We start from the raw sequence: 12,152 nt of genomic DNA on the forward strand, positions 1-12,152 counted from the left end.
AATTTTACAAAAAGTAAAGTTTATTTTACATTTTGCGCAATTAAAATAATTCCAAAAACTTCTAACCCTTCTTTTCATTAGTAATGTAGCCCGATTTTTTCTCTTACGGTATCTAATAATGTGATTAACTGAAGGCTTTTGTCAAAGTTCATTATCGTGCTTTCTTCTCGATTTTGAAATAACATTTCTTGTACATGGATTGCTTCAAAGTTATATCCGTTCGTAGATACATCAAATTCGTGCAATTTTGATGTTCCATTTTGATATGTAGTAACAGAGGAAGGTTCGTGAAAACGACTGTTGATAACTATACGGCCATTTTCTAGCTCTATTATAGCTTCAGTATTTGTTTTTTGTGTAATAGCACTAAATAAAGATGCCGAAGCACCATTTTTGTAATTAAGTTCAATAGTGCACGTTTCGTCAACTCCTGTTTTTCCTATATCAGCTTTTGCTTCTATATTTTCCGGATATCCCAATATGCTTAATACAGCAAATAGCGGATAAATACCCACATCAAGAAGACTTCCCCCACCTAATTTTTTATTGAATATTCTTCCATTAGGATCAAATGTAGAAGAAAAACCAAAATCGGCCCGCAAGCTTTTGATGGCTCCCAATTCTTTAGAAGTTATTAGTTTTAATACGTATTGGTAATGTGGAAGGAAGTAAGTCCAAAGCGCTTCCATCAAAAACACCCGATTTTCTTTTGCTTTCTGAATCATTTCTTGTACTTGAGAAGTATTCATGGCAAAAGGTTTTTCACATAAAACGGCCTTTCTATTATTGAGACACATCAATGTATTATCATAGTGAAAAACATGTGGAGTTGCAATATACACAACATCTATATCGGGGTCTTTACTTAGATCGCTGTAGTTTCCGTAGTGCTTATTCGCTGTATATATATCGGCAAACTCTTTTGCTTTTTGCAACTGTCTACTAGCGACAGCTTCTAATTTCGCATTAGGTATGGTTAATAAATCCTCTGCAAATTTGTGAGCTATTTTACCACAGCCTAAGATTCCCCATTTTGTTGTTTTATTGCCTACTTTCATTAGTGTATGTTATCATTAATTTCAAAAATAAGTAAAACAATATATTTTAAAATTTGAAAAAAAAAGTTCAATCCTAAAAAACTAGTAAAGATTTTTCTAATAATTTATTTGTTTTTTACGATATGTATAATTTTGTTTAAGTTAGAGCTTTGTAACTTGTTTGTTTTCAGGTGTTTTATTATATTTAAGATACTCGCTAATTTACTAATTTAGAACCTTACCACATGAAAACCAAAAACTCCTCCAAAACCGCATCAATTAGACAGCCACACTTCATGAAACTAAGTCTTATGGATAATGAGCTTACCAGTATGATGTCTAAGTTGAATTCATACCGTTGTGAACCGTGTACTTCTGCAATGTATGAACAGTATTTAGAATTAAATCATGACGGAAAGATATTAAAACAAGGTATTGATAAACTTAAAGAGCTTGTTCAGGATTCGGTAAAATTATCAAAGAGTATTGGTGAGGAAATAAACAAGATTATGAGAACTTATTATGTTTTCCAGAACTCTCTTTCTTCATACCTTTCTGAAGCGGCAATACATCATTAATGCCATTTCGTATTACTATCTATAATATTAGTAAGGAGGTATTTATTTTAAAGCTTACCTTCTTTGTGTTTTTGGATTAGATCCCATGATTTGTTGTATTACTATGGCTATAATCATTACCAATGCGCAACCAAAAAGGTTTAACCACAAGTAGGGCATCCAATCATAATACCAGCCAATAATCACAATTACTTGAGTAATCAAAGCTGCTATGAATGTAGCATTGCTATGCACAAATTTTATAAAGAAAGCTAAAAGGAAGATACCAAGTACATTTCCATAGAAAATAGAACCAATGATATTCACCAGTTGAATTAAATTATCAAAAAGGTTGGCAAAACAAGCTACCAAAATAGCCAGCATCCCCCATATCAATGTGAATAATTTGGAAGCATTTACATAATGCTTTTCTGTTTTTTCTTCTTTGATATTTCTTTTGTATAAATCAACAGCGGTGGTAGATGCCAATGCATTTAACTCTGATGCGGTAGATGACATGGCTGCACATAGAATTACGGCTAATAAAAGGCCTATGAGCCCCCGTGGGAGATTGTTCAGGATAAAATGAATAAAAACATAATCTTTGTCATTGGTTTCTACATCTGCATTAGCTTTAATAATTAACTCTTTAGCCTGATTTCTTAATTTTTGATCGGCCTGGTTTAATACCGAAATAGTGTTTTTATTGTTTTCTTCTTTTTCTGTCAAAAATTTCGTGATCACTTCCTCTTTTGACTTTTGAATTTTGGCCAATTCGGTTTCAAGTTGATTGTATTCCCGAAGGTATTCAGAATTTTGAATAGCTTCTTGTGCTGCTGGATTAAAGTTGATAGGAGAGGGATTGAATTGATAAAAAACAAAAACCATAACCCCAACCAATAAAATAAAAAATTGCATGGGTACCTTGAGTAAACCATTAAACAAAAGACCTAATTGACTTTCTTTAATTGATTTTCCGGATAAATAGCGTTGTACTTGGCTTTGATCGGTACCAAAATAGGAGAGTGCCAAAAAGCTTCCACCAATGATACCGCTCCAGAAGGTGTATCGATTATCAAGGTTAAATGAAAAATCCAGGATTTCCATTTTGCCACTGGCACCTGCAATATCTAATGCTTTTGAAAAAGTGATTCCTTCTGGTAGGTAGCTAATGATCAAAAAGAACGCAATAAACATTCCCGTGAATATGATAGCCATTTGTTGTTTCTGGGTAACATTTACGGCTTTAGTTCCTCCAGAAACGGTATAGATAATCACTAGAATTCCGATAATAATATTAAGGGTGGTAAGATTCCAACCCAATACAGCAGATAAAATAATTGCTGGTGCAAATATGGTGATGCCTGCAGCCAATCCTCGCTGAATTAAGAATAATATTGCAGTTAAACTGCGGGTCTTTAGGTCAAAGCGACTTTCCAGATATTCATATGCTGTATAAACATTAAGTTTATGATATAAAGGGATAAAAACCATACAGATGATTACCATTGCAATAGGAAGCCCAAAATAAAACTGTACAAATCCCATTCCGCTATGAAATGCCTGTCCAGGTGTAGAAAGAAAGGTTATGGCACTGGCTTGTGTTGCCATTACAGATAAACCAACGGTCCACCATTTGGCCTCGTTACCACCGCGTATGTATTCTTGTACATTTTTACTGCCCTTGGTCTTCCAGGTTCCGTATAAAACAATGAACAATAATGTTCCAATAAGTACGATCCAATCTATGGTTTGCATGTATTAACGTGATTGTGGGTTATTAAAACAATGAGAAAATGACTATTCAGAATTCCCTAAGAAAAAGAATTGGTAATTAGATGAAAAAGCAGAATGTATAATGCATTAGCTATTAGTACGGCAGTATACAGTTTTTTCCAGACAAACTTTTCCTTTGAATTGTTCATAGTGATTGTTTATTTTCCTAAAGATAACATATTAGCAAAAAGTCGATAAGCACCAGATACTCCGGCTGGAAATTCTCTAAAGAAGCTGAGGCCTGTGTATACATAATATCCTTTACCATATTTTGCGACCAATAATGGTCCTTTCTTTTGAGATTCTCCTTTATCATTGGCTGCCAAAATAGCTGTATATTCATCAGACCATTCATTTGGAAAATACAAACCACGTTCTTGAACCCATCCTTTAAAATCATCTTGAGTGATTTTATTGGGCGAATTTAATACCAGATGATCTGGAGCCAAAAAGGTAATCTTTGCATTTTCATCGGTAACACGGTCTCTAGATAATTTAAGAGGGTAAGGTCCAAGATTATCATTAACTTTAAGTCGTCTGTTCGTGTTGTATTGTATAACAAGGTTTCCTCCGTTTTTTACATAGTCTAACAAATGCTGTTGTTTAAATTTTAGTTGCTCAACAGTATTGTAGGCTCTAATACCAACAACAATTGCGTCAAAATTAACGAGAGTTTCTGGAGATATAGTTTCTGGGTCGATAGTACTTACTTTATAACCTATTTGTCTTAAACTTTCTGGAACCACGTCCCCTGCACCTTCTATATAGCCAATATTCTGCCCTTTCTTTTTAATATCTAGTTTTACAACCTTAGTTTCAGAAGGAAGCACAACCGTTTGAAAGGGGATATGATCATAATCAATGGTAATAATTTCTTTTGAGTGTTTATTTCCATTGATATTTACAATAGGAGAGATGTATCCTTCACTTTGATTTTCGGGTGAAGTAAGTGTAAAAATCACTGTTTTTTCTTCTCCTTTTTGGGTTAAGTTAATTGCGACTTGTGCAGGAGACACCGTCCATCCTTCAGGATACGTTAAAGAAACTGATCCACTAATATTTGCTTCTCCTGCTTTGATAGTTACTGGAATTTGCTTTGATGGGCCATTTGCATAAATGATAACTTTGTCTTTAATGCTAGCCGATACCGCCGGAATTACTTCGAAAGGTTTGTATATCTCGCCTTTTACAGGGTCATTGGTTTTGTATACAACTTCTTTATAAAAAGGAATATTAGTACCCTCAATTTCTAAAGAAAAAATAGCTTTGATTTTATGTTCGGTTTCCGGTTTGCCGATTAATTTACGATTGTTAACTTGATACATTCCTAGTGTACCTTTTTTGTTTAGCCAATAGGGATTTGTGTTTTCAAAATTTGAAGGAACTTTTCCCTTTAATTCGAAATTTTGCCTTTTATTGTCTTCCAGAACCTTTATAGAAGAATGATTAATGCCTAAAGCTTCAATTTGTATCGATTTTAGGGTTGTATTCGTATTACTTCTATTTATGGCTTCAATCTTTAATATAACCTCACTTCCTTTGGTGGTGTTGGATTCTGAAGAAACGGCTTCAAGATATAATCCCGAAGCAGCAGCAATAATCTCTTTTATTTGATTAGATTTAACTACTTTCCAATGGTTATCTTTTAACTGTTGAATTAATTGATAAGCTTGTACCAGTTCTGAGACAGAAGCAGCAGGGTTCCTAAAATTAAAGTTTTTTTCAACTTGATATAAAATATCACCAATAGCTTTACCACCTTCTATTCGGTTCCAAGAAGTGTCGATACCTTCAAATATATTGGTTTTATCATTTGGTAGTTCACCTTTTATTATCTCAATATATTCATTTTGTTTTCCACGCGTCCCGGTACTACCAAATCCTTGGGATTTATGTTTACTTCGGCTTAATGATGCAATTTCGGTATTTGATAATCCTGATGATGGATAATAAACTCCTGTATCAAATGCTAATAACTTTGATTTATCTGCTTTTTCAAAATTCGTTCTGCTTCCATAAAACCACCATGAAGTATTAAAGAATAAACGTTTTGGTTGCCAGGTATTTACGAACTGTAATTGATCCGGATATATATTCTTGTTACCAGATAAGTCAAAAGCTTCTTCGCTAAGCATTGCTGAAGCGGTATGATGACCATGCGTTGATCCGGGAGTTCTATGGTCGAACCTATTAATAATAATGTCGGGTCTGAATTTGCGTATAGCCCATACTACATCGCTTAAGACTTCTTTTTTGTCCCATATTGCATGTGTTTCATCGGGATGTTTAGAGTATCCAAAATCATTGGCACGAGTAAACATTTGCTCTCCACCATCGGTGCTACGTGCGGCCAATAACTCTTGTGTGCGAATTACTCCAAGAAGTTCTCTAATTTCTGGTCCGATAAGATTTTGACCACCATCACCACGAGTCAACGATAGGTAGGCTGTTCTGGCCTTAAGGTGATTGGCCATATAAGAAATAAGTCTGGTGTTTTCGTCATCTGGATGAGCCGCGACGTATAAAACCGAGCCCAAAAAGTTTAACTTTTTTATGGCTTCATGAATTTCTGAAGCATTCGGTTTATCAGGTTTTTGTGCATTTGATATAAAAGGTGTAAAAAGGCAAAAGCCTATTACAAAAAGTAATTTTCGCATAATGGTTGAAGCAATTTTTGATGTAATGCCTCAAATATATAAAAGTAATACTGTCAGAATTCTTGTTTAAGGATACTTTAACAAGAATCGATTTTGAAAAAACTTAAGTGGTTTATTTCTTTTTTTACGCAACAAATCCTTAATTAGTTAAAACATAAATTTATATTATTTTGTAAGAATATTCTTTCTTTTTTTTGAATGATACCTAAAAAGTTTATAACCACCCTTATAACCGGTTATCTACCTTCAAAATAAGTGAATCTACTAATTGGCTTGATTTGTTTTTCTTTTCAAAAGTTTTAATTCTTAATTTTAAAAACCAACGCATTAAGGGTTTACTCGATTTATTGTCTAAATATATGGATAGGACATTGTTGTACATGATTTTTGTAATAGTATTGCTACTATTGCTTTGGGCTATGCCAAATAAAAAGATAGATGCTATTCGAAGATTATTAACGTCTTTATTACGGGTTTTACCTATTACAAAAATAGCAGAGGCTTTTGTTGTTTGTTTTACATATAAAAGGCAAAACAATGACAAGAATTAGATTTTAACTTGAAGTTTTAAAATAAGATTTGGCACATAGCATTATGGGATGTTATTTTTTTCGTTCTACAAATTCTAATTGATCAACAGCTACATTTGTAGTAAAAATGCCATAATTTACAACGGCCTTCCCTTTTTCGAGAGTATCAATAGTTCCTATCGATTTCCCGTCGATCATACGAACTCGATCTCCTACTTTGAGCGCAATTTTTGGTTTTTTTTGAATTATTTTTTCTTCTTTCTTTTTTTCTTCTTTTTTCTTTTCTCGAATAACTTTTACTTTTTTCTCTACTTCTTCAACAACCTTTTTCTTTTTAGCTTTTTGTATGTTACGTTGTTTTGCGGATTGTTTTTTACGTTTAGAATTTTCTACTTGAACAATTTTCATAAACTCATCGATCAATTCACGTTTCTTTTTGTTGTTAAAGTATTTTTCGCTCAAATCATCAACTTTTTTCCCCAAATAAATCATACGTTGATTGCTATCATATAATTCTTGGTAACTTTCTAGTTTCTGTTGTATGCGATCATTAATTTTTTCTAAGCGTTCTTTTTCTTCTTCGGTTTTTTGTTCTTTGTTCTTTAAGTTTGAGGTTGTTTTCTGAAGCTTAGAACGCTCTTTTTGCAGATTGGCAATGCTTTTATCAAATCTAATCTTACCTCGTTCTACTTTTTTCTTTGCTTTGTTAATCAAACTATAAGGTATCCCATTTTTTTGAGCTACTTCAAAAGTAAAAGAGCTTCCTGCTTCACCAAGGTATAATTTGAATAGAGGTTCTAATGTTCTTGCGTCAAAAAGCATGTTTGCATTTGACATGTGCGGTAACTCATTGGCCAACATTTTTAAATTTGCATAGTGCGTAGTGATAATGCCAAAGGATTCTCGTTCGTAAAAAACTTCAAGAAAGGCTTCAGCCAAAGCACCTCCTAACTCGGGATCACTTCCGGTTCCAAATTCGTCGATCAAGAAAAGTGTTTTATTGTTACATTTCCGAAGGAAATAATTCATGTTCTTTAAGCGATAACTATATGTGCTTAAATGATTTTCGATAGATTGATTGTCGCCAATGTCTGTGAGAATAACATCAAAAAGGCACATCCTACTATATTCGTGTACAGGGATCAACATACCGCTTTGAAGCATTACCTGTAATAAGCCTATGGTCTTTAAGGTAATGCTTTTTCCTCCTGCATTCGGTCCAGAAATTACAATTATTCTATTGTCTTTGTCCAGAGTTATCGTTTGTGGGAAAGTTTTTTCTCCTTTACCTTGATTAGAAAGCAAAAGTAGTGGGTGATAGGCTTCATTAAGTGTAAGTTCGCGAGTTTTTGTAATCTTGGGAAGAACAGCATTTAGTTTTAAAGCATATTTTGATTTGGCCGAAACCAAATCCATATCACTTAAATATTCCTGATATTGCTGTAGGAGCTTATCGAATGGACGTAGCTTGTTTGTAAGTTCTTTTAATATTTTTACTATTTCTTCTCGTTCCTCGTATTGTAAATTGCTAAGTTCTCGACTAAATTGAAGCGTAGCTTCTGGTTCTATATAAACTATACTTCCTGTTTTAGAGTTGCCCATAATGGCACCTTTTACTTTTCGGCGATACATCGATTTTACGGCAAGTACTCTTCGATTGTCAACGACACTTTCTTTAATGTCATCAAGATAGCCCAAGCTATTATAACGAGTTAAGTCTTTTCCAAAGCTTCCATTTAACTTTGCCTGAATACTATTGATTTCCTTTCTCAACCCTAATAGAGTGGGAGAGGCCCTATCTTTAATCTCTCCAAATTTATCAAGAATGGCTTCTATTAAACTAATAATTTCTTTGGTGAAAGGGATATTTGTAGAAGTTTGAAATAAAATAGGGTATAATTCCCTATTTGACTTGAAAAAAGAGAGTAAGTCATTTGCAGTTATACTAATCGAAACTAGCTTTTTAAGATTAGGAGCTTCCAGAAATGTATTTTCTATTCTAAGCAGTTGAATTTCTTTATTGATACTGTCGAATCCATGATTTGGAATTTTGGCATCATTAAATCGAGAAGATTTATATTCAAAAACCTCTTGTAATGCTATATTAAGTTTTTGCTCAGTCTCGAAGGGAACTACTTTTAATGCTTTAGATTTTCCGTAGTCCGTATTGCATAGCTCTGCAATATGATCAAGAATAGTATCAAACTCTAAGTCTTTTAATGTTTTATCTGAAATTCGAATCATACTTTTTTTACCCATATTTTTGGGTTATATTCCATCTTTTTTAGAACGAAACAAAAGTACATAATTACAGTAATTTTTTGTTAGGTATGAATGTAAATATTGAGCAAGGTTGGAAGGAACAACTCAAGGATGAATTTGAGAAACCTTATTTTTCAGAATTAGTAAATTTTGTAAAAGAAGAATATCTTAAAAATAGGTGTTATCCAAAAGGTTCGGAAATTTTTGCGGCATTTGATCATTGTAGCTTTGATGATGTTAGAGTTGTTATTATAGGGCAGGATCCCTATCATGGACCGGGCCAGGCCAATGGTCTTTGTTTTTCGGTTAATGATGGTATTGTAATGCCTCCTTCATTGGTGAATATTTTTAAAGAAATTGAAAATGATTTAGGCATTTCATTTCCATCAAACGGGAATTTGCAACGTTGGGCAAAACAAGGAGTCCTATTATTAAATGCAACTCTAACGGTTAGAGCTACTCAAGCTGGATCACATCAAAATAAGGGATGGGAACTTTTTACGGATGCAGTGATTCGTGCTGTATCTGAAAAAAAAGAGAATGTAGTTTTTTTACTTTGGGGTGGCTTTGCAAAGAAGAAAGGAGCAAAAATTAACCGATCAAAACATTGTGTGCTTACAAGCGGTCATCCCTCTCCACTAAGTGCGAATAGAGGATACTGGTTCGGCAATGGTCACTTTAGCAGAACCAATAAATACCTCGAAGAAAACGGGTTAATTAATATTAATTGGTAATTAAGCCGCGGTAGGTATTTCAGAGTTTTTAGACTTATCGGTCTTTTGTTCAGCAATGCTATTTATCTGAACTTTATTTGTTCTGGTATTCTTTCTTTTAGTATCAACACCTTGCATGCTAAATTTTAGCAGAACAAAATTCAAGGCTACCAAGCCTAGTAATATTAGTAAAAATGTGGTCATAATAGATCGTCTGTTTAATTATTAGATGCACTTTTGTTTGTACGGTTGCTTATACATTAATAATTAGTCGGTTGGGGTAGGTGTGCAAATGTACAAAAATATTTCATTTGTCGATACACTTCTTTAAAGTATATTTAACATTTCATTATTTTATAAGTTTTTTGTGATAAAATACTCATATTCATAATATTGATCTTAATTTTTTAATAGATTCTTTATTGTAAAACGCCTCAAATTCGAGTTACCCTACCCCCAAAATCAAAAAAATAGATATACTTTTTTTAAAAAAAAATATACTAAAACCGAAAAACAAACGTTTCCGGATCAACTTTTCTGTCGATGATATTTAAATCATACAATTGTTTTTGTACAATATCAAGTATTTTGTTGTCTATCAAAGATTGACTCCATTCGGTTAGTTTAAGCCATTTTTGAATATCTTCTAGTCGTTGTTTATAACGAATGGCCAAAATTTTATCAATATCGGGAATATTCTTGAAGTCAACGGTAAGAGAATTAATAGTATCCAATATAGTCTTGATATCATCTTTTCTTGTCTCGAGAATATCTTCTCGCACGGCGACTACAAAACATGGCCATGGGGTTGGGCAATCTGCTACTCTTCTAAAAGTCCCGTTATCTACTAATGGTTTGGTGGTAAAGTGTTCCCACATAAAATAATCGGCGGTCCCATTGGTTAAAGCATCTATAGCTCCATCGATATTTTTTACAACTTCAAATTGTAAATCAGAAGTATCCCAGCCTTGGTTTTGTGCATTTACATAAGCCATCAAATGAGAGCCCGAACCATATCGACTTATGGCAGCCTTTGTTTTTTCAAGAGAAGAGAGGTCTTTGTACTTTGAATCTGATCCAACATGGATACCCCAAATTAACGGAGTTTGAATATAGGTCTGAACTATTTTACTTTGATTACCAGCAATGATATCTTTAATAATACCTTCGGTTAGAATAATGGCAATGTCAATCTCTTTTTTTCTTAAAGCGTCACACATTGCTCCTGTGCCTCCCGGGAAATCAATCCATTCTAATTTACTATTTTTTTGAAGATAAGCACTTTGCTCTATGGTAAGGTGCCAAGGTAGATTGAAATGCTCTGGGACTCCGCCTATTTTTATGGTGTTCATGCTTGTGTGAAATTAATTTTGTGTATTTCATCGATTTTTTTCGTTTTTTAACGATAAAATAAAATACTTTTTCTTATATTTGACGTATAATTCTTCCAAGTAGAATTATATTTGAATAACATTACTCACAAAATAAAAACAATATTGCTATGAAAAAGAATTTTCCCCAAAAAAAGAATGCTTATGTAAAGGTTGCAAAGTTAAAAAATAACCCAATCGAAAATGGCATTGTTGTTTTTATTGGAGTGTTGTTATTGACCAATTTATTAATTAGTCTAAAGATATTATTTAGTTAGTATTAGCCCCCAAAAGTATTTTCTAAGTATTTTTTTTAATGATGTTCATATGTAAAGGATAGGTTTTCTATCCTTTTTTTTATGATTTCAAGTTATCCAGGAAATTCTATAATCTTATGTAAGGTGTACTTAATCAATCTTTCTACAGTTTCTTTGGGATTTTTGCTAAACGTTCTACCAGCTCGATTTGCCAGGATTCCATTCATTGATACGGCATGGTGCCCAAGCAATTTTGACATTCCGTAGATGCCTGCCGTTTCCATCTCTAAATTGGTTATTTTTCTTCCTTCATAAGTAAATGAAGCAATTTTACTATTTAGTGTATCATCCTGCAAAGGTAATCGCAAGATTCTTCCTTGGGGGCCATAAAAGCCAACATTGGTAACAGTTATTCCTTTTTGGACATTTTTGTCAGACATGTGATTTATCCATTTAGAAGCTCCTGAAACTGCATAGGGAAGTGATTTGCCGGGGGGCCAACTTAAGTGCTTTACCAATTCATTTGAAACTTCTTGTAATTGAATACTTTGACTATCATAAAAATGAAGCAGACTATCGAATCCAATTGCTAATTGAGATACTACAAAACTATCTATTGGGATATCTTCTTGTACGGATCCAGAGGTTCCAATTCGAATAATATCCAATGCTGTATGCTCTTTCTTAATCTCGCGCGTCTCAAAATCTATATTGACCAAAGCATCCAATTCATTAAGAACGATGTCAATATTATCGGTGCCAATTCCCGTAGATATAACTGTAATTCTTTTGTTTTGAAAAGTTCCTGTTTGGGTGTGAAACTCTCGTTTTCGAATTTTATACTCTATACGGTCAAAATGCCGAGTTACTTGATCTACACGGTCTGGATCACCTACGGTTATAATTGTTTGCGCCAGATGTTCTGGCCTCAGATTTAGATGGTAGATGCTGCCATCTTGGTTGATAATTAATTCAGATTCGGCGATTGGCATA

General features: G+C 33.5%; 10 protein-coding genes. 3 read left to right on the forward strand and 7 right to left on the reverse strand.

Annotation, left to right across the window (positions count from 1 at the left end; translation table 11 throughout):
- Positions 1-77 precede the first annotated feature (77 nt).
- The gene (locus tag U6A24_RS22010) at positions 78-1,058 is read right to left on the reverse strand and encodes a Gfo/Idh/MocA family protein (RefSeq protein ID WP_324182189.1); all 981 of its coding nucleotides are present in this window, start codon (positions 1,056-1,058) and stop codon (positions 78-80) included.
- A gap of 224 nt (positions 1,059-1,282) precedes the next feature.
- On the opposite strand from U6A24_RS22010, the gene U6A24_RS22015 reads away from it, so the two are divergent.
- Positions 1,283-1,615 (forward strand): hypothetical protein, encoded by a 333-nt coding sequence (locus U6A24_RS22015; protein WP_324182190.1) that lies wholly within the window; start codon positions 1,283-1,285, stop codon positions 1,613-1,615.
- Positions 1,616-1,669: 54 nt separating this feature from the next.
- On the opposite strand, the gene U6A24_RS22020 is transcribed toward U6A24_RS22015, so the two are convergent.
- The 3 genes from U6A24_RS22020 to U6A24_RS22030 form a co-directional block, all read right to left on the reverse strand.
- Entirely contained in the window at positions 1,670-3,352 is a 1,683-nt protein-coding gene (locus tag U6A24_RS22020; protein WP_324182191.1) for a sodium:solute symporter, read from the reverse strand.
- A 176-nt stretch (positions 3,353-3,528) separates the two neighbouring features.
- Positions 3,529-6,027 (reverse strand): PIG-L family deacetylase, encoded by a 2,499-nt coding sequence (locus U6A24_RS22025; RefSeq protein ID WP_324182192.1) that lies wholly within the window; start codon positions 6,025-6,027, stop codon positions 3,529-3,531.
- Between the two features lie 602 nt (positions 6,028-6,629).
- Complete coding sequence (locus tag U6A24_RS22030) at positions 6,630-8,801, reverse strand: endonuclease MutS2 (protein ID WP_324182266.1); 2,172 nt, start codon at positions 8,799-8,801, stop codon at positions 6,630-6,632.
- 86 nt (positions 8,802-8,887) lie between these two features.
- On the opposite strand from U6A24_RS22030, the gene ung reads away from it, so the two are divergent.
- A complete protein-coding gene (ung, locus tag U6A24_RS22035; protein WP_324182193.1) occupies positions 8,888-9,553 on the forward strand; it encodes a uracil-DNA glycosylase in 666 nt (221 codons plus the stop codon).
- Here ung and U6A24_RS22040 read toward each other — a convergent pair whose 3' ends face one another.
- Positions 9,554-9,736: a hypothetical protein gene (locus tag U6A24_RS22040; RefSeq protein WP_324182194.1), complete on the reverse strand. Its 183-nt coding sequence runs from the start codon at positions 9,734-9,736 to the stop codon at positions 9,554-9,556.
- A gap of 296 nt (positions 9,737-10,032) precedes the next feature.
- The gene (locus tag U6A24_RS22045; RefSeq protein WP_324182195.1) at positions 10,033-10,884 is read right to left on the reverse strand and encodes a substrate-binding domain-containing protein; all 852 of its coding nucleotides are present in this window, start codon (positions 10,882-10,884) and stop codon (positions 10,033-10,035) included.
- Between the two features lie 149 nt (positions 10,885-11,033).
- Here U6A24_RS22045 and U6A24_RS22050 point away from each other — a divergent pair, with 149 nt between their 5' ends.
- Positions 11,034-11,180: a hypothetical protein gene (locus tag U6A24_RS22050; protein ID WP_324182196.1), complete on the forward strand. Its 147-nt coding sequence runs from the start codon at positions 11,034-11,036 to the stop codon at positions 11,178-11,180.
- Positions 11,181-11,272: 92 nt separating this feature from the next.
- Here the strand turns inward: U6A24_RS22050 and U6A24_RS22055 are convergent, their stop codons facing one another.
- Complete coding sequence (locus U6A24_RS22055) at positions 11,273-12,151, reverse strand: nucleoside phosphorylase (RefSeq protein ID WP_324182197.1); 879 nt, start codon at positions 12,149-12,151, stop codon at positions 11,273-11,275.
- Between the last annotated feature and the right edge of the window lies 1 nt (position 12,152).

This window comes from Aquimarina gracilis, from assembly GCF_035285365.1.
Classification (GTDB): domain Bacteria; phylum Bacteroidota; class Bacteroidia; order Flavobacteriales; family Flavobacteriaceae; genus Aquimarina; species Aquimarina gracilis.

What these genes read in the sequence shown, in the direction of transcription:
- U6A24_RS22040 (WP_324182194.1), bottom strand. Translation starts at nt 9,736, where the DNA reads ATGACCACATTTTTACTAATATTACTAGGCTTGGTAGCCTTGAATTTT.
- ung (WP_324182193.1), top strand. Translation starts at nt 8,888, where the DNA reads ATGAATGTAAATATTGAGCAAGGTTGGAAGGAACAACTCAAGGATGAA.
- U6A24_RS22025 (WP_324182192.1), bottom strand. Translation starts at nt 6,027, where the DNA reads ATGCGAAAATTACTTTTTGTAATAGGCTTTTGCCTTTTTACACCTTTT.
- U6A24_RS22050 (WP_324182196.1), top strand. Translation starts at nt 11,034, where the DNA reads ATGAAAAAGAATTTTCCCCAAAAAAAGAATGCTTATGTAAAGGTTGCA.
- U6A24_RS22045 (WP_324182195.1), bottom strand. Translation starts at nt 10,884, where the DNA reads ATGAACACCATAAAAATAGGCGGAGTCCCAGAGCATTTCAATCTACCT.
- U6A24_RS22055 (WP_324182197.1), bottom strand. Translation starts at nt 12,151, where the DNA reads ATGCCAATCGCCGAATCTGAATTAATTATCAACCAAGATGGCAGCATC.
- U6A24_RS22020 (WP_324182191.1), bottom strand. Translation starts at nt 3,352, where the DNA reads ATGCAAACCATAGATTGGATCGTACTTATTGGAACATTATTGTTCATT.
- U6A24_RS22015 (WP_324182190.1), top strand. Translation starts at nt 1,283, where the DNA reads ATGAAAACCAAAAACTCCTCCAAAACCGCATCAATTAGACAGCCACAC.
- U6A24_RS22030 (WP_324182266.1), bottom strand. Translation starts at nt 8,801, where the DNA reads ATGATTCGAATTTCAGATAAAACATTAAAAGACTTAGAGTTTGATACT.
- U6A24_RS22010 (WP_324182189.1), bottom strand. Translation starts at nt 1,058, where the DNA reads ATGAAAGTAGGCAATAAAACAACAAAATGGGGAATCTTAGGCTGTGGT.